This is a genomic window from Thiorhodococcus drewsii AZ1 (assembly GCF_000224065.1).
In the GTDB taxonomy this organism is placed as follows: Bacteria; Pseudomonadota; Gammaproteobacteria; order Chromatiales; family Chromatiaceae; genus Imhoffiella; species Imhoffiella drewsii.
The window spans coordinates 39,939-61,327 of record NZ_AFWT01000010.1 but is presented as its reverse complement, the minus strand read 5'-3'; the positions used below and the strand labels follow the sequence as shown (position 1 = coordinate 61,327).

The window sequence follows — 21,389 nt, the reverse complement described above, 5'->3', positions numbered from 1 at the left end:
GCCGCCGCCATTTAACGCCCGCGCCCAGAAAGCAGCCGTTAAGATATTTCACCCGAAAGCTTGTTAAAATCACCGCGTTTTGCATCTGATGAAGATGCGCGGATAGCATGGCACGCGGGTCTCCCTCGAACGCCGCCGCCGAACCCCAGCGGGGCAAAAGGTGCGTGGATGTCGCCGAAACAGCCACTCCAGGCCGTCACCAACGAAATAATCACAAAACCAACATGAAGCTGCTTGCTCTCGGACTCAACCATAAGACAGCCCCGGTCGAGATCCGCGAACGCCTGGCCTTCGGGCCGGACATCATCGCGGGCGCACTGCGCGATCTGACCGGCTGCAACACCATCTGCGAAGGTGTGATCCTTTCCACCTGCAACCGCACCGAACTCTATTGCGCCGGCCACGATGGCGCGGAAGAAGAGGTCCGCCGCTGGCTGAGCAGCTTCCACGGACTCGAGCACGAGCGGGTCGACCCCTTCCTCTACGCCTACGCCGATCAGGACGCGGTGACGCATCTGCTGCGCGTATCGAGCGGACTGGACTCACTGGTGCTCGGCGAGCCGCAGATCCTCGGCCAGGTCAAGGCCGCCCACCAAACGGCGACCGACTGCGCCTCCACCGGCAAGCTGCTGGGCCGACTCTTCCAGCACACCTTCTCGGTCGCCAAGACGGTGCGCACCGAGACCGCCATCGGCAGCAGCCCGGTCTCGGTCGCCTTTGCCGCCGTCAACCTGGCGCGCCAGATCTTCAGCGACCTCTCGCAGCAGACCGCCCTGCTGATCGGCGCCGGCGAGACGATCGAGCTGGCCGCACGCCACCTCCATCACAACGGGGTCGGGCGCATCATTGTCGCCAACCGCACGGTCGAGCGCGCGCACGATCTCGCCGCCCAGTTCGACGGCTTTGCCATTTCGCTCACCGAGATCGCCAATCATCTTCCGGACGCCGACATCGTCATCGCCTCCACCGCGAGCCCTCTGCCCGTCCTTGGCAAGGGTACGGTCGAGAGCGCGCTCAAGAAGCGCAAGCACCGCCCGATCTTCATGGTCGACATCGCGGTTCCACGCGACATCGAGACCGAGGTCGGGGAACTGAGCGACGTCTATCTCTACACCATCGACGACCTCCAGGGCGTCATCGACGAAAGCCTGCGCTCGCGCCAAGCCGCTGCCGACCAGGCGGAAGAGATCATCGCCTTCCATTCCGGCGAGTTCATGGCCTGGCTGCGTTCGCTCGACGCCGCCGGCCTGATCCAGGACTATCGTCAGCGCGCCGAGGAATTGCGCGACGAGGTGCTGGCACGCGCCAAGCGACAGCTCGACGCCGGCAAGCCCCCGGCCGAGGTGCTCAATTTCCTTGCCCACACACTAACCAACAAGCTCCTGCACGCGCCCAGTTCCAGACTGCGCCAAGCCGCCCGTGACGGCGACGCGGAAATCCTGGATGCCGCAAACGAGCTCTTCCAACTCGATCAGTCGCGGCTGAACGCCAATCCATGAATCCATCGATTCGGGGCAAGCTGGAGCGCATCTCGGAGCGCTTCGGCGAGGTCATGGCCCTGTTGGCCGAGGCGGAAACCCAAACCGACGCCAATCGTTTTCGCGACCTGAGTCGCGAATACGCCCAGCTCGAACCGCTCATGAACTGCTATGAGCGTTACCTGGCCGCAGAGGGCGACATCGCAACGGCCGAGGAGATGCTCGCCGATCCCGAAATGGCCGAGCTCGCCAAGGACGAGATCGCCTCGGCCAACGCCCGGCGCGACGCACTGGAGCCGGAGCTGCATCATCTGCTGATCCCGGCCGATCCCAACGATCAGCGCAACATCTTCCTTGAAGTCCGCGCCGGAACCGGCGGTGCCGAAGCCGCCCTGTTCGCGGGCGATCTGCTGCGCATGTACATGCGCTATGCCGAGATCCAGGGCTGGCGCACCGAGCAGATCTCAGAGAGCCCAGGCGAACTCGGCGGCTACAAGGAGGTTGCGATCCGCATCGCGGGTACCAGCGTCTATTCGCGACTCAAGTTCGAGCCTGGCGCGCACCGCGTCCAGCGCGTCCCCGAGACCGAATCCCAGGGCCGTATCCACACCTCTGCCTGCACGGTGGCCGTGCTGCCCGAGGTCGAATCGATCGATGCCATCGACATCAATCCCAGCGACCTGCGCATCGACACCTATCGCTCCTCGGGTGCCGGCGGTCAGCATGTCAACAAGACCGATTCGGCGATCCGCATCACCCACATCCCCTCTGGGATCGTGGTCGAATGCCAAGAAGAACGCTCGCAGCACAAAAACCGAGCCAAGGCGATGTCGCACCTGCACGCCAAGCTGCTCTCGGGCGCTCGTCAGACGCAGACATCGGAACAATCGGAATCGCGCAAACTTCAGGTCGGCAGCGGAGACCGCTCAGAGCGCATCCGCACCTACAACTTCCCCCAGAACCGGCTCACCGATCACCGCATCAACCTCACACTCTACAAACTCGACGAGGTCATGGCCGGCCAGCTCGACCAGGTGATCGAGCCGCTCTTGACGGAGTATCAGAGCGAGCAGCTCGCCGCGATGATGGACGGCTGATGCCGCCGTCCGCGACCGACCAGCCCAAACGGATCGATACCGCCTTGCGGATGGCGGTCGAGGCACTCGGAAACCTTCCCGAAAGCAGCCCGAGAATCGAGGCCGAGATTCTGCTCGCCCAGGCCACTGGGCGCTCCCGAACCCAGCTGCTGGCGTGGCCCGAACGCACCCTGGACGCCGAGCAGGATGCCGTGCTCGCCCAACTCCTGCAACGCCGCCTGAACGGCGAGCCCATCGCTTACATCCGAGGCTGGCAGTCCTTCTGGAGCTTCGACCTGAGGGTCACGCCAGACACGCTCATCCCGCGTCCCGAAACGGAGTTGCTGGTCGAAACGACTCTGGATCTGCTAGAAGCATCGAGCACGCCGCACATCGCGGACCTGGGGACCGGAAGCGGCGCCATCGCCGCCGCCCTGGCGCTGGAGCGCCCCAACTGGCAGCTAATCGCCACCGATCGCTCGTACGCCGCGCTGCGGGTAGCTCGGGAGAACTTCGCCGCCCTCGATCTCCAGCGGATCGAACTCGTCGAGACCGATTGGCTGAACGCCTTCGCCGACGCCAGCCTGGATGCCATCCTCAGCAACCCGCCCTATATCGCCGGGACCGATCCGCATCTCGAACGCGGCGACCTGCGCTTCGAGCCGCGTCAGGCGCTGACTCCGGAGGGCGACGGCCTGGACGCGATCCGCGTCATCGCTGCCGAAGCCGCGCGCTGCCTGCGCCCAGGCGGACTGATCGCCGTCGAGCACGGCTTCGATCAGGGAGAATCCGCGCGCGCCATCTTCACCGCCCGAGGATTGGCACGCGTCGAGACACGCCAAGATCTGGCGCGGCTCGACCGCATCACTCTGGGGTATCGCTAAATCCATCGGCCCGCAACAGGCCGGAGTTCTGGTGCATCCAGGCTTCGACGCGGGACAGTAGATCCTCTGCCCCACCCTCGCAGCACAGCGGCTCGCCGATTACCAAGCGGATGGTTCCGGGGAGGCGCAGCATCGAACGGGCGGGCCAGCAATCGCCGGCATTGTGGATCATCGGAACCACCCGCGCTCCTGCATGACAGGCCAGCCTGGCCCCGCCAGGATTGAACCGCCCCAGACACCCTGACGGCTGGCGGGTCCCCTCGGGATAGATCACCACACTGATCCCCTCGTCCAGGCGCGCCTTACCGAGCCGCAACAGGGTCTTCATGGCGTTCACCGGCTTGCCCCGATCGATCGCGATCGGTTTGAGCAGGGCCAAGGCCCAGCCGAAGAAGGGGACCTTGAGCAATTCCTGCTTCAGCACCGTGGCCTGCGGGGCCACGATCAACTGCAGATAGAAGGTCTCCCACTCGCTCTGATGATTGGCCATGACGACCACCGCTTCGTCGCGCGGCACATGCTCGCGACCAATCACCTCGATGCGCACCCCGTTCAAGTGACGCAGCAGCCACATGCAGACATGCGTCCAGAGATTGACGAATCGGTAGCGTTGCTCGAACGCCATGAGCGGCGCCAGCAGCACGCTCAGCGAGCTGTGCAGGATGCCGAGAAGGTTGTAGACAAGGAAAAACAGCAGGCTTCGCAGCCTGATACCCAGGCCGATAGGGATATCCGTCATGTCTGCATCGATCGTTGATCTGGATTGCATGATGCCCAACGCTCGCGTCGGTGGATCCAGGGTTCTTGAGAGAACCCAATCAACGCCCAATTATATCCTGGCAACCCAGACAAACCGCCGCAACACCCACAGGGAGGGGAACGCTCAAAAACCAAAAAATCAATCTTGATTATTTCAAATAGGCTATTAGCATAATATCCCTATGGACATTCCACACGCCGAACGCATCAAACAGCGCGAGATCGCCTTCCAGGCGATCCACCCGAATCCGCATCAGGCGGACACGGCAGCCCGTTTTTTGAATGATGTGGACGGCATACTGGACGTCCGCTCCCTCTCACCCACCCAGCTGCGAATCCGCTACGATGTCCTCAAAACGAGCCTGCACGAGATCGAATCGGCCCTGATCGAACTGGGACTACACCTCGACAACCGGCTCTTCTATCGGCTTCGGCGCGCACTGCACCATTACACGGAAGAAACAGTCCGCGCCAATTGCGGCGGTCTCAACTGCGAAAGCAACTGCACCAAGAAACTCTTCGCCAAACGCTACGAGCTGATCGAACACGGCTGCCGTGACGACCGCCCCGAGCATTGGCGGCGCTATCTCTAACTCAGGACTCCCCCCATTCGCCCGCACAAAACGGCCCCGCAAGGGGATTAGACCGCTCGCCCATCACGCCATACCCATACCATGAACGACGACCAACTCCTCCGTTACAGCCGCCAAATCATGCTGCCCGCCTTCGGGATCGATGCCCAGGAACGCCTGATGGCGTCGAGCGTGCTGATCGTCGGACTGGGCGGACTGGGATCGCCAGCGGCCATGTATCTCGCGACCGCCGGGGTGGGACATCTGCTGCTCGCCGATTTCGACGCCGTCGATCTGTCCAACCTTCAACGCCAGATCCTGCATACCAACGAACGCATCGGCATGCCCAAGGCGGATTCGGCCCGCCTGGCATTAGAGGCACTCAATCCAGAGGTCCGACTCACGACCATCAAGCGCAGTCTGAGCGAGGATCAACTTCCCGACCTGCTCGCCGAGGTCGATCTGGTCGTGGATGCGAGCGACAACTTTCCCACCCGCTTTGCACTCAACCGCGCCTGCGTCGCGGCACGGGTTCCGCTCGTCTCAGGCGCCGCGATCCGCATGGAGGGACAGGTGACCGCCTTCTCCGGCCAGCCAGGTACCCCCTGTTATCGCTGTCTCTATCCGGATGACGGCAGCATCGATGACAGTTGCTCGGCCAACGGCGTCCTCGCTCCATTGGTCGGCATCATCGGCAGCGTTCAGGCCGCCGAGGCGATCAAGATTCTCACCGGAGTCGGCCGCCCGCTGTTCGGTCGCCTACTGCTGCTGGACGCCTCCAGCATGGAGTGGCGCAGCCTGAGATTGCCCCAGGACCCGGACTGTCCGGTCTGCTCGGGACAGTAGCCGGCCAGCGGCGTGATTGTCGATCGACACCAAACGATCCAAGCACTGATAGCTGATAGCTGATAGCTGGCCGCTGAATGCTGTATCTTCGGGATTCGTCCAACGTCCCGGCCGCACCCACCATGCGCTTCGAAGTCAGTCACGACGAAATCAAACAGGCCAACATCCCACACGAGTTGTTCCTGACCAACCTGATCGGCAATCACATCCTCATGGCAGTGGGACTGGGCGGCCTGGCCGGCAGTTTCCCCTGGGCGATGGCGCTGATTCCGACCATCTCGTTCAGCATCCTCGGATACACCCTTTGGCGCGCGCGCCAGTCGCGCAAACGCGATTCCTGGTACGTCATGTGTCACTGGCAGATCTGCGCACGCCGCAGCCGGCTGTTCATGCTGATGCTCGGGCTGCTACTGATCGCAGCCACACTCGGATGGATCGGCTATACCTACGGCGGGATGATGAAGGAAGCCGTCTGGGCCTTGGTCGGAGGGACAGGCATCCTGCCCATCATGGTCACCATCCTGGTTCTGGTCATCGTAGAGTCGGACGCGCTCTATCACGCCAATCAGGCCCGACTGCCACTGTGGGTGGTCGCGCGCTATCCCAACCCGGATGCCCGCATCCTCGACGAGGAGGCGAGCCTTGAGGAGCCAAACCAGACAGCTCTATGAGCGCCCGGCCAGCTCCTCGACGATGAGTGCGTCGAGCACCTGGAACATCCGCTCGGTCCCGCCCGCCTCGCCCGGAGTCGTACGGTATGTTCCATCGACGATCAGGGTCGGAACACTGTCGATGCCGTAACGGATCGCCATCTCTTTGGCATGCTGCAGCTCGGCCTCGACCTCGGGAGAGGCGTAGCGAGACCGAAATTCGGCCTCATCCAGCCCGACCTCCACGGCGACGGCCGCCAGGTCGTCCTCGCTCATCACAGAACGCCGCTGTACGTGGATCGCCTCGAACAGCGCGCGATGGAACGCCTCCAGTTTGCCCATCGACTGGGCGACATAGAAGGCGCGCGCATGGGCGTCCCAACGTCCGCCGGTCGCCGGCATGCGTCGAAACTCGACTCCCTCGGGAAGCGTCTTCAGCCAACGCGCGAGCGCCGGCTCCAGATGCCAGCAATGCGGACAGCCGTACCAAAAGACCTCCAACACCTCGACTTTATCGCCCGTTTCAGTCGGCTGGGGCTGAACGAGGCGCTGATAGTCGATCCCCTCATCGAATGCCCAGACCGAACAGGTCAGCACAAGACCGCACAGAACCGAGACCAGAGAGACAGGCCGCATCGCGCGAAGCGGTCCGAGCGTTAGAGACATGGCAGCGACTCCTGATTCGAATCCAGGTTGACGAGAGTCTCCGACCGACATCAGCCGATCAGGGCGTAATCCAACACCAATCCGACGAAGACGACCATGCCGAAGAAGTTGTTGTTGAGGAAGGCCTGGAAGCAGGCGGCGGGCTCGCGATTCCAGGTCAGCTTCTGCTGATAGATGCTGAAGCCGGCGGCCACCAGAAGGCTCGACACATAGACGGGACCGCGCCCGGCCTGCTGCCCGACCCAGAACAGAAGCGCCAGCATCAGCAGCTGCAACAGCCCGATCACATGCCGATCCCAGCGCCCGAACAGAATCGCCGTGGATTTGACGCCGATCTTGAGATCGTCCTCGCGATCGACCATCGCATACTGGGTGTCGTAGATCAGCGCCCAGATCAGGGTCGCAACGAAGAGCACCCAGGCATAGACAGGAATAGTGCCCGTCACGGCGGTGAAGGCCATGGGAATGGCCCAACCGAACGCCGCACCGAGGAAGAGCTGCGGGACGTGGGTGAAGCGCTTCATGAAGGGATAGACGAAGGTCAGCAGCAACGCGACGATCGAAAGCGCAATGGTCTGCCAATTCAACTGAAGCACCAGCCCGAACGACATCAGACTCAGCCCGACGAACACGCCGATCGCCTCGCCCGGCGTCACATCGCCCGTCGCAAGCGGGCGTCGATTGGTGCGAGCGACGTGGCCATCGAAATCACGATCGGCATAGTCGTTGATCGCGCACCCGGCCGAGCGCATCAGCACCACCCCAAGCACGAAGATGACCACCACCAACCACGGCGGCTGCCCGTCGCCTGCGAGCCAGAGCGCCCACAATGCCGGCCACATCAGCAGGAAGATGCCGATAGGGCGGTGCAGACGGACCAGATACATATAGCCAATCAGGCGGTCACGCAGCGAGAAGGGCCGCTGATGACGAACTTTCAGCTCGGGGACGTTCATAGGCTGATCGAAAATCGGTTGAATTTTGGAGAGCGAAACGCTGGAAACGCAGAAGATTATGGCATAGCCCGAAGGCCGAGGAGATCCCCGCCGAGTGCGAGGCATCGATCAGAGGACGTTTCAGAGCGCAGAGATGGCGTTCAGACCTGCCCGTAGAGTTCGCGATCGCCCAGCCAACGATCGATCAGCGGCGAGACCAGATCGGGATAGCGCGCCAAGATGAGGTCGGCCGCGCGCTGGGCCGGGGCGACCAGATGCTGATCGCGCAGTGGATCGGCCACGCGCAGCTGAATGGCGCCCGTCTGACGCGTACCCAACACCTCGCCCGCCCCGCGCATCTGCAGATCGCGCTCGGCGAGCAGGAAGCCATCGCAGGTCGAACGCATCAGGCCCAAACGCTCGCGCGCCACCTCGGACAAGGGCGCGCGGTACAGCAGGAGACAATGACTCTCGACCGAGCCGCGCCCAACCCGCCCGCGCAGCTGATGCAACTGGGCGAGGCCCAGCCGCTCAGCGTTCTCGATGATCATGAGGCTGGCGTTGGGCACGTCCACCCCAACCTCGATCACCGTCGTGGCAACCAGCAGCCCCAGTTCGCCGCGCGCAAAGGCCCCCATCACCGACTCGCGCTCGCTCGGTTTGACCCGCCCATGGACCAGACCCACGCGGACATCGGGCAGCAGTTCGGCCAACTGGCAGGCGCTCTCCTCGGCGGCCTGACACTGGAGCGCCTCGGATTCCTCGATCAGGGTACAGACCCAATAGACCTGCCGCCCCTGTTCGCAGGCCCTTCTGACCCGCTCGATAACCTCGTCGCGCCGTCCCTCGGGGACCGCAACCGTGGTGATGGGCGTACGCCCCGGCGGAAGCGTATCGATCACCGAGAGATCCAGATCCGCATAGAACGTCATGGCCAGCGAACGCGGAATCGGCGTCGCGGTCATGATGAGCTGATGGGGCACGCAATCCGCATCAGCACCCTTCTCGCGCAGCTTCATGCGCTGATGGACGCCGAACCGGTGCTGCTCATCGATGATCACCAGTCCTAGACCCGCAAAGCGCACACTGTCCTGAAAGAGCGCATGGGTTCCGACGATCAGACGCGCCTCGCCCGAGGCGATGGCATCGAGCAGATCGGCCCGCTCCTGCCCCTTGTGTCGACCGGTGAGCCAGCGCACCTGGATCCCCAGCGGTTCGAGCCAGCCGGCCAGAGTGCGATGATGCTGCTCGGACAAGAGCTCGGTCGGCGCCATCAGAGCCACCTGCCAACCCGCCTCCAGCGCCTGGAGCGCGGCCAGCGCCGCCACCACGGTTTTGCCGGAACCCACGTCGCCCTGAAGCAGACGCTGCATGGGCCGCGCCTCGGCAAGATCGGCCGAGATCTCGCCCAACACCCGCTCCTGCGCCGGGGTGAGCGCAAAGGGGAGCGACCGACGCAATGCCTGACGCAGCCCGCCATCCCCGTCGAGAATCGGCGCCGAGACCTTGCGCTGGGCAAGACGCATCCGCCGCAGTCCGACCTGATGGGCGACCAACTCCTCGAAAGCCAGCCGCAGAAAGGCCGGATGGCGACGCTCCTGAAGCTCATCAAGATCCGCCCCGACTGGCGGACGATGCAGATAGACCAGCGCCTCGGCCAAATCGCTGAAGGACGCGCCACCCAGGGTCTCGCGCGGCAGACAATCGGACAGCGGACTGCGCCCCAACTGTTCGAGCGCCTGATCCATGAGCGCGCGCCAAACCGATTGACTCAACCCCTCGGTGGTGGGATAGACCGGCGTCAGACAGGCATCGGGTTGCGAGACATCGCCAGTCTGGACGCGATACTCGGGATGGATCATCTCCAGCGCGCCCTGCCCAGGCCGGACCTCGCCGTAGCAGCGCAGACGGATGCCCGGACGGAAGAATCCGGCCTGAGAGGCGGAGAAATGGAAGAACCGCAGAACGAGCCCCTGAGCGGGGCCGTCGGACAGCCAGACCTTGAGCGAACGCCTGCGTCCCTCGACGACCGTCGATTCGACGACCTCACCCTCGATCAATGCCTCGGCGCCCACAACCAATGCACCGATCGGGACGAGACGGGTCCGATCCTGGTAACGCAATGGGAAATGCAGGAGCAGGTCCTGGATCGTGCGGACATTCAGCCGCGCAAGCCGCTCGGCCACCTTGGGACCAACACGCTTGAGGCCCTCAACGGAGAGACGTTCGAGCGCCGAATCCGCGTCACCCCCCGCAGCGATCGCATCAGCGGAGACGGGCTCTTTGGTCTCGGACGCCGTCATGACGCGAAGCGGTCCCACGCTGGCGCTTGCCCGTTCACCACACCGACGACAGTCTCACGCGCGGCAGACCGGAGTGCCGCGACCGAATCGCCTGAGCCAGCTGGTGCACGGCCATGGCGTAATAGCTACTGTGGTTGTAGCGGGTAATCACATAGAAGTTGTGCAGACCGACCCAGTATTGGTAACCACCGGCCGCATCCAACTGGAGCAGACTGACCTCGCCCATGCTGGAAACGGAACCGGCCGGCACGACGCCCCGCGCCGCCAGCTCGCCAAGACCGTATCGCGTATCGAACCCTGTCTTCATCAGACCAACCGAGGCACCCGGAGCCACATTGGCGCGCACCGCCACGCCCTGTCCGGCACGCCAGCCGTGCTGCTTGAAATAGTTGGCCACGCTACCGATGGCGTCCTCCGGATGCCAGAGATCGCGATGACCATCTCCGGTGAAGTCCACCGCATAGTCACGAAAGCTCGACGGCATAAACTGGCACAGCCCCATGGCGCCGGCGAAGGATCCCTCGGGCCGGGTAGGATCGATGCCCTCGTCGCGAGCCATGACCAAAAACTCTTCCAGCTCGTTGGTGAAATAGTCCGCGCGGCGGGGATAGGCGAAGGAGAGCGTCGCCAGCGCGTCTAGGACCGAGGTCTTGCCGACGAAGCCGCCATAGCGGGTCTCGACCCCGATGATGGCGACGATATATTCCGACGGCACACCATAATATGCCGAGGCACGGGCCAGCGACGACTCGTGTCGGCGCCAGAACTGGACGCCGTTCGAGATAGAGGCGTCGGTCAGGAACTTGGCGCGATAGCGGGTCCAGGCACCGTTGGGGCCAGTACTGCGTCTTGGCGCCTGACGGTCCATCAGATTGATGATCGACTGGCGGCGCTGGGCGCGCGAAAGGATCGCGGCGGTCTGCGCCGGACTGAATCCATGCTTGCGCTGCATCCGATGAATGAAGGCGTCCACGCCCGACGCATGGGCGAAGTCACCCTGGACGCTTGACGACCCCAGTGATGCACCACGAAAGATCGGAACCCCCTCCTGAGTCGGCTGCGAAGCGCAACCGACAAACGCAAGCGGCGACAAGATCAGGAGTGGAAGCAGAAAGGCGCGCATCATGGTGGACCAAAGGAAAATTGAAGGGTTGCCCCACTATGGTAAGTCGGTTTTTGAGGAAGGCAACCCAAACCACTATTTTATAGTGACTTTATACCCAACGCCCCTCACTGGCTCAGGACCAGAACCGCATCCATCTCGACCGTCGCCTCCTTCGGCAAGGACGCGACACCAATAACCGCGCGAGCCGGATAGGGCGCCTCGAAATACTCGGCCATCACCTGATTGACGAGCGGAAAATGTCCCAGATCGGTCAGGAAGACGTTGAGCTTGACGATATCCGCCAACGAGCCTCCGGCCGCTTCCGCCACACCGCGCAGGTTGTCGAAGACCCGACGAATCTGCGTCTCCATGTTCCCATCGACCAGCTCCATCGTCTCTGGCACCAACGGAATCTGACCGGAAAGATAGAGCGTGTCGCCAACCCGAACCGCTTGGGAATAGGTACCGATCGCCTGTGGAGCACGATCCGTGCTAATGATCTGCTTGGTCATCGAAAACCACCTCTTCAGAATACGGATGGCTTGAACGCCATCCAGGGTTGAGTTCACGCTCATCGAAGACTGGCCCACTCCCTCGGAAGCCGTCGTGCCAGAGGGGCCCTGGATCGGACCGACACGACGTCCGCGCGCAATCAGCCGAACAGGCGTGCCCACCAGCGACGACGGTTGTTGGGCAGGCGTTGGGCCGAAGCCAGTTCGGTCGGCGCGAGCAGGCTCATAACCCAACCGGGCAAGGGCGGATTGTTGCTGTAGCCGCAGGAGACGCCGAGATTATGAGGGTCGTAGATCTTGATAAAGGAAGGGCTGCGCGGATCGTCCGCATAGACGATCCCGCAAGAGTCGTGGCGATGCTCCGCCCGCAGCAGCGTATCGATCTCGTTCACGAATTTCAGCACCTGATCGCGATCGGCCGCCTGGCGCGGCGGGGTCTGCCCCACGGCATAGAGATACCAGCCCGCGTCCGCGCGCTCGCGGACCGCCGACCAGAGCGCATCGAGCTGAGGCCAACGCAATGCCGAGGTAAAGGACCCGCGAAAGGCGCTCAAAAAGGGGTCGGTGGAATCGTGCGGCTGGTTCATTCCGAAATTCGCGATGGTTCTCAGACCTGGTAGAGTCGATATAATCGCAAGCCTATCGATCCGGGATCAACCTTCATGCCAGCCCTCTATCAGTCGAATCTTTCCAGCCTGCCACTCATCGGACGCGGCAAAGTCCGAGACATCTATCAGGTCAGCGACGATCACCTGCTCGTGGTCGCCAGCGATCGGCTTTCCGCCTTCGACGTGGTTCTGCCCCAGCCCATTCCTGGCAAAGGAGAGGTGCTGACACGTCTCTCAAACTTCTGGTTCGGGCGCACCGCAAGCCTGATTCCCAACCACCTCACGGAGGTTCCGGTCGCAGCAATCGTCACCGACCCCGAGGAACTGGCCACGCTCGGCGACCGCGCCATGGTGGTGAAACGACTCAAGCCACTCCCGGTCGAGGCCATCGTGCGCGGCTATCTGATCGGATCCGGATGGAAAGACTACCGGAAGACGGGCTCCGTGTGTGGAATCGGTCTACCGCGCGGACTGCGCCAGGCGGATCAGCTCCCGAAGCCCATCTTCACGCCATCGACCAAGGCCGAGCTGGGCGCCCACGACGAAAACGTCGATTTCGCTCACACCGTCAAGCTGCTCGGAACCGAGCTGGCCGAACAGGTGCGCGAGATCAGTCTGGCAATCTACAGCGACTGCGCCAGCTATGCCCGCGAGCGCGGCATTATCATCGCCGACACCAAGTTCGAGTTCGGTCTCGATGACGCAGGCCGGCTGCACCTCATCGATGAGGTACTCACCCCGGACTCGTCGCGCTTCTGGCCCGCCGATGACTATCAGCCCGATACCAGCCCGCCGAGCTTCGACAAGCAATTCGTTCGGGACTACCTGGAAACGCTCGACTGGGACAAGACCGCGCCTGGCCCCGAACTCCCCCAGGCGATTATCGATCGCACCGCCGACAAGTATCGCGAAGCCGAACAACGATTGACTCAGACCCCTTAAGCGTTTAACGCTCGGATCGGTTCCGAAGACCCGACCCGTGCTCCCGTGCATCGGACGACGAGCATTCAAGCATGAAACTGGAAGACATCACCCCTGGAATGCTCCTCGCCAAGGACGTGAGCGATCCCAATGGCACTCCGTTGATTCGGGCCGGCGCCATCATCACCGAACGCCACGTGCGGGCGCTCAAATCCTGGGGCATCGCCGAGATTGCGATCCAGAGCGATGCCCCGACACCGAGCGCGCTCACGCGGGATTCGGCCTCGGTCCAAGAGCTGAAGACGATGCTGGACATCCAGTTCAGCCTCAGCAACCCAGACCACCCCGCCGTCCGAGCCCTCTACGAGATCTGCCTGGAACGTGCGCTCAAGCACTGTTAGCGGAACCATTGCCGTGAGCGCAGCCGAGATCCAAGGAACCCCGATCCTCGAACGCATCGACGACCTCCCCTCGTTACCCTCCACCTACCACCACGCGCGCGAGGCGATGGACGATCCGAACGGGTCGTTGGAGACCCTGGCGCAGATCATCAGCACCGACCCAGCGATGTCCGCGCGGATACTCAGGGTCGCCAACAGCGCGCTCTACGGACTCCCCACCAGGGTCGACAGCGTGTGGCGCGCGCTGAGCATCATCGGGGTCGCCGAGACACGCAGTCTCATCCTCGCGACTGCAGTCATCTCCGCCTTCAAGGATCTGCCGCTCGGCGCGGTCTCCATGCGTTCCTTCTGGGAGCACAGCGTGACCTGCGGAGTCGCATCGCGCACCATTGCGCGGCGCATGCACCTCAGCTCACCGGAGCGGTTCTATCTGGCGGGATTGCTCCACGACATCGGACGCCTCTGTCTGTTCATCCTAGAGCCCACCACCATGAGCTCCGCCCTGCAGGCCCATCGCGAGCGCCAAGGCCCGCTCCACGAGATCGAGCGCCAACTCTTCGCGACCGACCACGCCGTCGTCGGCGCCGCGCTGCTGAGACACTGGGGCATCCCGGAGCCTTACTGCGTAGCGGCCGAGACGCATCATCTCTCCCAAGACGCGGAGCCGACCTGCACCGAGACGGCGCTGACCCATGTCGCAGACATCATCGTCAACAGTCTGCGCATCGGCACCAGCGGAACCCGCTGGGTTCCGCTACTGAACGACAGTGCCTGGCGGATGACCGAACTGGTCACGAGAGACCTGCCGGATATCGTCGAGACCACGATCAGCACCGCGCGCGACGTCACGTCCGCCTTTCTGGAGCACTGAATGAATCTCGCCTTGCATCCCAGGCTGCTGTCGCCCGCCGAAACGCCCGGCGAACATTCGCAAAGCAGGCCGACCAACGTCTACCCGCTGGCCTTCGATATCCTGCGCGAGGCCATCGGACGCTTCCCGTCCTGCCGCACCTTCACCGAACTGTTCAGTGCACTGAACAGTTGCTCCAGACTCCTGTTGCCCACAACGCAAACCGCCTTACTGCTCCGCCAGCCCGACGCCTGCTTCGAACTGGTGTTCAGCTCGCCGATCAGCGCCCAGGACGACCTGCGCAACCTCATCGACCAACTGATCGACTCCGGCCGCTTCGCCCAGGCGCTCAAGCACGGCGGACATTGGGTGGAAGAGAGCGAGGAACACTCCTGTCTGCTGCACGCCATCGCCACGCCCAAACGTATCTACGGCATGGCGATCTGGGTCGATCGCAAGATTCCCGCACTCTACCGACAACCACTGGGGGCTTTGGTGGACCTGGCTGCGCTCTCGCTCGACCGTCTGCAGGGCGGCACCGAGTCATGTCTGCTCCCAGGCAATCCCGAGTTGGCGCGCGGCATCTGCGACACATCGCTCGACGACATCGCCATCCCGGTCGACCAACTGACGGGTCTGGCACACCGAAACCATTTCATCCGCTTTCTGCAGAGAGCCATCCTCGATACCAAACCCGAAACGGCAACCGGCACCATCCTGCTCGATGTCGACGGCTTTCACCGCGTAAACCGCGAATTCGGCTGCGAGGCCGGAGACCGATTGCTGCGGGATGTGGCACTACGTCTCGACACGGCCCTGAGGTCGCGATTCGTCTACACCACCATCGGGGTCGCCGAATGCGATCTCTGCTTCGCCCGCACCGGTGCCGACGAGTTTGGGCTCGCGATCGCGCGTATCCGCCACCCCGAGCAACTCGCCGAGATCGCCGCCCATCTGCACAGCCATCTGGCCGAGGGCTTCAGTCAGCAAGGGACCAAGCTCTATCTCTCGGTCAGCATCGGTGTCGCCTCCTCGCGCAACATTTCCACTTCCGTCTCGGCCCAGGCGCTGCTACGCAGCGCGGATTCGGCGCTCAAACGCGCCAAGAGCAACGGACGCAACCAACACGTCACCTACGATCCAACCTGGGACGAAGCCGGCTCCGCGCACCTGCGTACCGAATCACTGCTCCAAGAGGCACTGCGCAAGGACCATTTCACCCTCTATTTCCAGCCGCTCTTCCAGCTTAAGGACATGGCGCTGATCGGTGCCGAGGTCTTACTGCGCCTGCGGCTCGACAACGGCATGCCGCTCGGACCCGCGAGCTTCATCCCGATCGCAGAAAGCACCGGGCAGATCGTCGAGATCGGCGAATGGGTCCTGCACCGAGCCTGCCGCCAGATCCGCGAATGGAATCTGAACGGCTACCCCCACATTCCGCTGTCAGTCAACGTCTCGGGAATCGAGCTGTCCCGCACCGATCTGAGCGCGCGCATCCGCCACATCCTGGACCTGGAAGGCGTACCGCCCGAACGCCTGCACATCGAGATCACCGAAACCGCTATCGCCCGCAACGAGTCACAGGCGCTGGCCAATCTCAAGGCCCTGCGCGCCGCCGGATTCGAGATCTGGATCGACGACTTCGGCACCGGCTATTCCTCGCTCAAGTCGATCAAGAATTTCCCAATCTCGGGTATCAAGCTGGATCGCGAGTTCGTACGCGACCTGACCCAGAATCCCACGACCGAGGTGATCGCCAGCACCATCCTGTCCATGGCCAGGCATCTGGGTCATCCAGTGGTGGCGGAAGGCATCGAGAACACCGAACAGCTTGATCTCCTGCGGCAGCAGGGCTGCGAGCTTGGCCAAGGATTCCATCTCGGACGTCCCGTCTGCGCCGAGGTCTTCGAGAACCGTTTCTTCCCGGCACGCCGAACGCCTCCGCCAACAGGCTGAAGCCACGCGATCAGCGACGATCGAGTCTCGGCACCGGACGACGCGCGTCGATCAGATGCCAGAGACTCAGCCAGGGATGACGCAAGAGCATACGCGGCCCCGCGTAGCCCATCACCGCCTTGACCCGATCCCGCCTGGCAGCGCTATAACAGTGCACCTCGCAACGATTGCAGGCCGGCTTGGCGTCCTGAAAGGGACAGATCTCCAGACGACGCCGAGCATACTCGTGCAGCTCCGAGCACGACGCGCAGAGCGCATCCCGCCCACCATGATGGTCGCAACAATAGATGCGCATCATGACGGCGATAGTCCGCTGCTCGCGCCGGATACGCGGCCCCGTCGATCCAGCATTCCGCGCCATTCATGCCCCCTGCGGGGATTTCCGGATATGAATACACGTCATCACAAGGCACCAGAGCACCTGACGCCTTGACCGAGGTCAAATCAGGGGCGGAGCGACCCCAGAGTGCCGATCGAGACCGGACCGGGCTCCAGGATGTCGACCAGCTCGGCGATCCGCCGTAACGCCCCCAGATCCAGAACAGTCACCTGACTGCCCTGCATGCGGATAACGCCCTGAGCGGTCAGCGATTTGACGACGCGCGAAAAGGTCTCGGGCTGAACCGAAAGCCGCGACGCCAGAACGCCCTTGCGGACATCGAGTTCCAGCGTCTGCTCGCCAGGCGCAATCTTGGCGGCCAGATAACGCGCCACCCGGCTGGTCGCCGTGTGCAGCGTGAGGTCGTCGATCTCACCGATCAGACCCCGCAGACGCTGACTGAGCGCGCCCAGCAGCACGAAGCAGGTGTCGACCGATTCGCGCAGCATGGCCGCGAAATCCACAGCATCGATCGCCACCAATTCCGAGGCGACCAACGCGGAGGCACACACCGGATAGCGCGGCGCGCTGAGGAACATCAGGGCCTCGGCAAAGGTCTGGCCAGGACTCACGATCTCGATCACCTTCTCCGCGCCCTCGGGCGAGAGACGAAAGAGTTGCATCTGCCCAGAGAGGAGGAGATAAAAACGGTTGGCGGCGTCGCCCTGACTGAAGAGCAGTTGTTCCGCATCGAGCGCCACCCGCAAGGCGTGACGGCTGACCCGTTCCAGTTGCTCGGTTTCGAGCCTCGACAGCAGCGGGGCCCGGCGCAAATCTTCGATCATGGCAATGGCGCACCTCGTTCCGACGCGCGCCGGCCCAATCCGGACGCGCCGATCGAGTACCATGCTAGCGCAAGGCCGCATTCCCATGGCGGCGGATCGCCCGAATCCAGGCAACTGAGGAGCCCGAGCCTCATGTCTCCATCCGACACATCGCCCCCACCCATCTGGCCCAGCGCCGACTACGATCGACAGGTCGGCCGACTCCGAGCCGCCATCGGCCAACCCATCCATCTGGTCGAACTCGAGATCAGCGCCACCCATGTGCACATCCGTCAGCTGGGGCAGCCCTATATCCTGCTCGACGTGCTGGCCTTTCCGCGCCCAGACCCATCGCGCGGACTCACCCCCCACCTGATCCTGCTCGACGACGGCCGAGGACTGAACCTGGGACGCATCGCGCGAATCAGCCTGGAAAGCAATTTCAATCCCGCCCCATCACAAATTCTCTATCAGGACCGCGAGGCATTGGAGGGACTGATCTATCGCGATCGACGCCTGACGCCGGCCTTCATCGCCGAACGCGCGCATCGCATCATGGGGCAGGCGCTGGGAAAGAACCCCGAGGCCCTCGCGATCAGCGGACCCGAGAATCAGGCCCGCATCGAGACGACAGAATCAATGAAGCAACCAAACAACGCCTGAACCGCACCCGTAGCCCGGATGCGGCGCGAGCGAAATCCGGGGAGGCCTGTCGACCAGCCCCAGAACGCCCTTGGGAAAAGCGGAAAACAGCGAAGAGAACCGGCGCAACGGCCGGTTCTCGATCGAACGGGATCAGGAATCCTTGTGATATCCGAGAATGCGCTCGACCTCGTTGCGCGAGCCCAGAATCACGGGCACCCGCTGATGCAGCGACTCAGGCTGGACCTCCAGGATCCGCTCGTCCCCGGTGATGGAGCCGCCGCCCGCCTGCTCGACGACGAAGGACATGGGATTGGCCTCGTAGAGCAGTCGCAGCTTACCGCCCTGCCCCTTCGACTTGATCTTGGAATCCATCGGATACATGAAGATACCGCCGCGGGTCAGGATGCGGTGCACCTCGGCGACCATCGAGGCGATCCAACGCATGTTGAAGTCCTCGCCGCGCGGCCCCTCCTTGCCGTCCAAACACTCCTGAACATAGCGGCGCACCGGCGGCTCCCAAAAGCGCATGTTGGAGACGTTGATGGCAAACTCCCGCGTATCCGAGGGGATCTGCATCTTGGGATGGGTCAGGATGAACTCGCCGATATTCTGATCCAGCGTAAAGCCGTTGACCCCGTTGCCGGTGGTCAGCACCATCATGGTCGAGGGACCATAGAGTGCGTACCCAGCCGCAACCTGCTGCGTGCCCGCCTGCAGAAAATCGCGCTCGGTCGGCTCATCGTTACCGCCCGGACAGCGCAGGATGGAAAAGATGGTCCCGACCGAGACATTGACGTCGATGTTCGACGAACCGTCCAGCGGGTCGAATGTCAGCAGATACTTACCGCGCGGATACTGGATCGGGATGGGATAGATCTCGTCCATCTCTTCCGAGGCCATCGCCGCCAGATGCCCCGCCCACTCGTTGGACTTGATGAACACCTCGTTGGACAGGATGTCGAGCTTCTTCTGCGTCTCACCCTGCACGTTCTCGGTCCCGGCACTGCCCAGCACGCCCACCAACGCGCCATGGTTGACCATGTCGCTGATGACCTTGCAGGCCGTGACCACATCGTTGAGAAGCGACGTAAAATCCCCCGTCGCCCCAGCGATTTGGCGCTGCTCTTCGATGATGAACTGGGTGATGGTCGTACCGTTGTGCATGGTTGTCCTCGTCTCAAGCAATCTGAAGTATTGTTTTGTGAGTGGACGAGTATAAGTGTTTCATGGATGGGACAGGAACCCACACCCACGACGAAGAACGTGCAGCTGGTGCTACAGGCGTCTTGAGCTTGCGCGGAAGCGCGAACGCCTTGAACGCATGCGCCATCCCCACGTACTCGGGTGGCGCGCTTGAAGGCGTTGGGCGCGTTGCGCTTTGCCCAAAGCGGACTGAGTCGATCAGCGGCGCCAGCAGGTGGCAGCGTCATAGCCGTTGGCGGCGCTCGTGACGCCCTTCTGCCCCATCTGATTGATGGTCAGTGTGCCGCAACTGTCGTTGGCCTGAGGACCGCTGGCAACGGGCACTGCTTGCAGGCTGAAGGCGGTCGCCGTGGCGGCGGAGGTAAACGAAAAAGCGTAGCGATTCCCCATACCGCCTTCGTTCGGGCAGCCGGAGGGCGGAAGACCGCCGACATAGCTCGAACTACCGGTAAAACGCCGCTCCATTCCTTGCGCCAACTCAGAGAGACAGGCCGCCGCGTTAGCCCGCCAAGATTTGCGAACCGAATCCTGATAAGACGGATAGGCAATCGCGGCGAGGATGCCAACGATGGCGACCGTGATCATGAGTTCGATCAGAGTGAATCCAATAAGTTGAGATCGAGTTGCGTGCATGACTCTAAACCTTGTTGCTGGATGATTGAGAGCGGCTATCAGGCAAATAGGCTAACCGCACCACTTTGGCGGTTTTTCCCTCTAGTTGGGTATACAGTGCAGAGCAGTTGGGTAATTTCTGTTCTTACATAGACCTGATTATTTACGAATCTCAGCCTGCGAGTGCTGAGTCGGCGCATACTGAGACCATCGCAAGTTCCTGGAGAAACGCTGATGGCACAAAACCCGATCCAATTTCAGAAGGGCTTGAGCTTGCAGGAATTTATGACGCACTACGGCCGTGAAGCCCTGTACGTTGAGGCCCTGGAGCAATGGCGCTGGCCGCAGGGGTTCGTCTGCCCGAGCTGTGGTCACGGGGGCGTACCGGTGCGACTGCGCACGCGAGCCCTGTTGCAGTGCCGCCATTGCCATCACCAAACCTCCGTGACAGCTGGGACGATCTTCGAGGCCACCAAGCTGCCGCTCACGACTTGGTTCCTGGCATGTTCTTGTTGACGCAGCAGAAAAACGGCATCTCTGCACTGGAGCTCAAACGTCATCTGGGTGCCTCCTATCTCACCGCGTGGCGGGTCAAGCACAAGCTGTTGCAGGTGATGAAAGAGCGTGACGACCAAACCCGACTCAAGGGCGTTATCGAGGTCGACGATGCCTACTGGGGCGGGGAGCGTCACGGCGCCAAGCCTGGGCGCGGCTCACCGAACAATATTCCGTTTATCGCCGCTTTGTCCTGCAACGAAGAAGGCCACCCGATCGGGCTGTGCCTGGGTAAGGTGGCCGGCTTCCGCAAGGGGGAAGTCGAGCGCTTCGCCAAGCGCCATTTCGATCCCAATGCCATCGTGCTCAGCGATGGGCTGGCGTGTTTTCGTGGCGTCGCCAGCGCCGGGTTCGAGCACCAGCCCGTTGTCACCGGCGGAGGCTATCGCAGCATGGCCTTGCCCGAATTTCAGTGGCTTAACACCGTCCTCGGTAACGTCAAAAACAGCCTGCATGGGTCCTATCATCAGGTCAGCGGCAAGCATCTGCCACACTTTTTGGCCGAGTTTTGCTATCGCTTCAATCGCCGATTTGACCTGGCAGCCATGCTCCCTCGTCTGGGGTGGGCAGCCGTTCGTACACCGCCAATGCCCACCACCTCCTGAAAATGGCTGAGGCATTTTAATAATCAGGCACATAGAAACACCCTCCCTCTTGCGAAAGGAGGGTTGAGAAGCGTCAAAATCCCGGATGGTTTAGCGCGGCATCA

Annotated in this window: 22 protein-coding genes and 1 pseudogene; 12 read left to right on the top strand and 11 right to left on the bottom strand. The window is 62.6% G+C overall.

Annotated elements, in window-relative coordinates; translation table 11 throughout:
• Positions 1-224: 224 nt before the first annotated feature.
• From hemA to prmC, 3 genes are read left to right on the top strand one after another with little or no spacing between them, the layout of a single operon-like run.
• Positions 225-1,499, top strand: a complete 1,275-nt coding sequence (hemA, locus tag THIDRDRAFT_RS08510; RefSeq protein WP_007040429.1) for a glutamyl-tRNA reductase — start codon at positions 225-227, stop codon at positions 1,497-1,499.
• On the top strand, positions 1,496-2,575 hold the full coding sequence (prfA, locus tag THIDRDRAFT_RS08505) for a peptide chain release factor 1 (protein WP_007040428.1): 1,080 nt from the start codon (positions 1,496-1,498) through the stop codon (positions 2,573-2,575). Before hemA ends, prfA begins: the two co-directional genes overlap by 4 nt.
• Positions 2,575-3,438 carry a peptide chain release factor N(5)-glutamine methyltransferase gene (prmC, locus tag THIDRDRAFT_RS08500; protein ID WP_007040427.1) on the top strand — a complete coding sequence of 288 codons (864 nt, stop codon included), beginning with the start codon at positions 2,575-2,577 and terminating at the stop codon, positions 3,436-3,438. The genes prfA and prmC overlap by 1 nt, the downstream gene beginning before the upstream one ends.
• Here prmC and THIDRDRAFT_RS08495 read toward each other — a convergent pair.
• Positions 3,419-4,177 carry a lysophospholipid acyltransferase family protein gene (locus THIDRDRAFT_RS08495; RefSeq protein ID WP_007040426.1) on the bottom strand — a complete coding sequence of 253 codons (759 nt, stop codon included), beginning with the start codon at positions 4,175-4,177 and terminating at the stop codon, positions 3,419-3,421. The genes prmC and THIDRDRAFT_RS08495 overlap by 20 nt on opposite strands.
• A gap of 202 nt (positions 4,178-4,379) precedes the next feature.
• Between THIDRDRAFT_RS08495 and THIDRDRAFT_RS08490 the strand changes: the two genes are divergently transcribed.
• The 3 genes from THIDRDRAFT_RS08490 to THIDRDRAFT_RS08480 all read left to right on the top strand — a co-directional run bounded on the left by THIDRDRAFT_RS08490 (position 4,380) and on the right by THIDRDRAFT_RS08480 (position 6,286).
• The gene (locus THIDRDRAFT_RS08490) at positions 4,380-4,790 is read left to right on the top strand and encodes a hypothetical protein (protein WP_007040425.1); all 411 of its coding nucleotides are present in this window, start codon (positions 4,380-4,382) and stop codon (positions 4,788-4,790) included.
• Positions 4,791-4,871: 81 nt separating this feature from the next.
• Positions 4,872-5,615 carry a HesA/MoeB/ThiF family protein gene (locus THIDRDRAFT_RS08485; protein WP_007040424.1) on the top strand — a complete coding sequence of 248 codons (744 nt, stop codon included), beginning with the start codon at positions 4,872-4,874 and terminating at the stop codon, positions 5,613-5,615.
• A gap of 77 nt (positions 5,616-5,692) precedes the next feature.
• Complete coding sequence (locus THIDRDRAFT_RS08480) at positions 5,693-6,286, top strand: hypothetical protein (RefSeq protein WP_007040423.1); 594 nt, start codon at positions 5,693-5,695, stop codon at positions 6,284-6,286.
• On the opposite strand, the gene THIDRDRAFT_RS08475 is transcribed toward THIDRDRAFT_RS08480, so the two are convergent.
• The 6 genes from THIDRDRAFT_RS08475 to THIDRDRAFT_RS08450 all read right to left on the bottom strand — a co-directional run bounded on the left by THIDRDRAFT_RS08475 (position 6,281) and on the right by THIDRDRAFT_RS08450 (position 12,373).
• Entirely contained in the window at positions 6,281-6,931 is a 651-nt protein-coding gene (locus tag THIDRDRAFT_RS08475; protein WP_007040422.1) for a thiol:disulfide interchange protein DsbA/DsbL, read from the bottom strand. The two genes, THIDRDRAFT_RS08480 and THIDRDRAFT_RS08475, sit on opposite strands and share 6 nt — an antisense overlap.
• Before the next feature lie 50 nt (positions 6,932-6,981).
• A complete protein-coding gene (gene ubiA / locus THIDRDRAFT_RS08470; protein WP_007040421.1) occupies positions 6,982-7,887 on the bottom strand; it encodes a 4-hydroxybenzoate octaprenyltransferase in 906 nt (301 codons plus the stop codon).
• A gap of 140 nt (positions 7,888-8,027) precedes the next feature.
• Positions 8,028-10,169 carry an ATP-dependent DNA helicase RecG gene (gene recG, locus THIDRDRAFT_RS08465; protein ID WP_007040420.1) on the bottom strand — a complete coding sequence of 714 codons (2,142 nt, stop codon included), beginning with the start codon at positions 10,167-10,169 and terminating at the stop codon, positions 8,028-8,030.
• A gap of 34 nt (positions 10,170-10,203) precedes the next feature.
• Positions 10,204-11,295 carry a lytic murein transglycosylase B gene (gene mltB / locus THIDRDRAFT_RS08460; protein ID WP_007040419.1) on the bottom strand — a complete coding sequence of 364 codons (1,092 nt, stop codon included), beginning with the start codon at positions 11,293-11,295 and terminating at the stop codon, positions 10,204-10,206.
• A 104-nt stretch (positions 11,296-11,399) separates the two neighbouring features.
• Positions 11,400-11,786, bottom strand: a complete 387-nt coding sequence (locus THIDRDRAFT_RS08455; protein WP_007040418.1) for a RidA family protein — start codon at positions 11,784-11,786, stop codon at positions 11,400-11,402.
• A gap of 140 nt (positions 11,787-11,926) precedes the next feature.
• Positions 11,927-12,373 (bottom strand): hypothetical protein, encoded by a 447-nt coding sequence (locus THIDRDRAFT_RS08450; RefSeq protein ID WP_007040417.1) that lies wholly within the window; start codon positions 12,371-12,373, stop codon positions 11,927-11,929.
• A 75-nt stretch (positions 12,374-12,448) separates the two neighbouring features.
• Between THIDRDRAFT_RS08450 and THIDRDRAFT_RS08445 the strand changes: the two genes are divergently transcribed.
• The 4 genes from THIDRDRAFT_RS08445 (at position 12,449) to THIDRDRAFT_RS08430 (ending at position 16,522) form a co-directional block, all read left to right on the top strand.
• Positions 12,449-13,336, top strand: a complete 888-nt coding sequence (locus tag THIDRDRAFT_RS08445; protein WP_007040416.1) for a phosphoribosylaminoimidazolesuccinocarboxamide synthase — start codon at positions 12,449-12,451, stop codon at positions 13,334-13,336.
• 71 nt (positions 13,337-13,407) lie between these two features.
• Entirely contained in the window at positions 13,408-13,716 is a 309-nt protein-coding gene (locus THIDRDRAFT_RS08440; RefSeq protein WP_007040415.1) for a hypothetical protein, read from the top strand.
• A gap of 13 nt (positions 13,717-13,729) precedes the next feature.
• Positions 13,730-14,587, top strand: a complete 858-nt coding sequence (locus THIDRDRAFT_RS08435; RefSeq protein WP_007040414.1) for an HDOD domain-containing protein — start codon at positions 13,730-13,732, stop codon at positions 14,585-14,587.
• Positions 14,588-16,522 (top strand): putative bifunctional diguanylate cyclase/phosphodiesterase, encoded by a 1,935-nt coding sequence (locus THIDRDRAFT_RS08430; protein WP_007040413.1) that lies wholly within the window; start codon positions 14,588-14,590, stop codon positions 16,520-16,522.
• A gap of 10 nt (positions 16,523-16,532) precedes the next feature.
• Here the strand turns inward: THIDRDRAFT_RS08430 and THIDRDRAFT_RS08425 are convergent, their stop codons facing one another.
• Positions 16,533-16,883 carry a nitrous oxide-stimulated promoter family protein gene (locus THIDRDRAFT_RS08425; RefSeq protein ID WP_007040412.1) on the bottom strand — a complete coding sequence of 117 codons (351 nt, stop codon included), beginning with the start codon at positions 16,881-16,883 and terminating at the stop codon, positions 16,533-16,535.
• Positions 16,884-16,966: 83 nt separating this feature from the next.
• On the bottom strand, positions 16,967-17,686 hold the full coding sequence (locus THIDRDRAFT_RS08420) for a Crp/Fnr family transcriptional regulator (protein ID WP_007040411.1): 720 nt from the start codon (positions 17,684-17,686) through the stop codon (positions 16,967-16,969).
• 132 nt (positions 17,687-17,818) lie between these two features.
• Here THIDRDRAFT_RS08420 and THIDRDRAFT_RS08415 point away from each other — a divergent pair, with 132 nt between their 5' ends.
• Positions 17,819-18,328 (top strand): hypothetical protein, encoded by a 510-nt coding sequence (locus THIDRDRAFT_RS08415; RefSeq protein ID WP_007040410.1) that lies wholly within the window; start codon positions 17,819-17,821, stop codon positions 18,326-18,328.
• 132 nt (positions 18,329-18,460) lie between these two features.
• On the opposite strand, the gene THIDRDRAFT_RS08410 is transcribed toward THIDRDRAFT_RS08415, so the two are convergent.
• Together THIDRDRAFT_RS08410 and THIDRDRAFT_RS08405 are read right to left on the bottom strand one after the other, a co-directional pair.
• Positions 18,461-19,474 carry a class 1 fructose-bisphosphatase gene (locus THIDRDRAFT_RS08410; protein ID WP_007040409.1) on the bottom strand — a complete coding sequence of 338 codons (1,014 nt, stop codon included), beginning with the start codon at positions 19,472-19,474 and terminating at the stop codon, positions 18,461-18,463.
• Between the two features lie 237 nt (positions 19,475-19,711).
• The gene (locus THIDRDRAFT_RS08405) at positions 19,712-20,146 is read right to left on the bottom strand and encodes a type IV pilin protein (protein ID WP_007040408.1); all 435 of its coding nucleotides are present in this window, start codon (positions 20,144-20,146) and stop codon (positions 19,712-19,714) included.
• A 213-nt stretch (positions 20,147-20,359) separates the two neighbouring features.
• On the opposite strand from THIDRDRAFT_RS08405, the pseudogene THIDRDRAFT_RS08400 reads away from it, so the two are divergent.
• Positions 20,360-21,305: pseudogene (locus THIDRDRAFT_RS08400) on the top strand (IS1595 family transposase).
• Positions 21,306-21,389 lie beyond the last annotated feature (84 nt).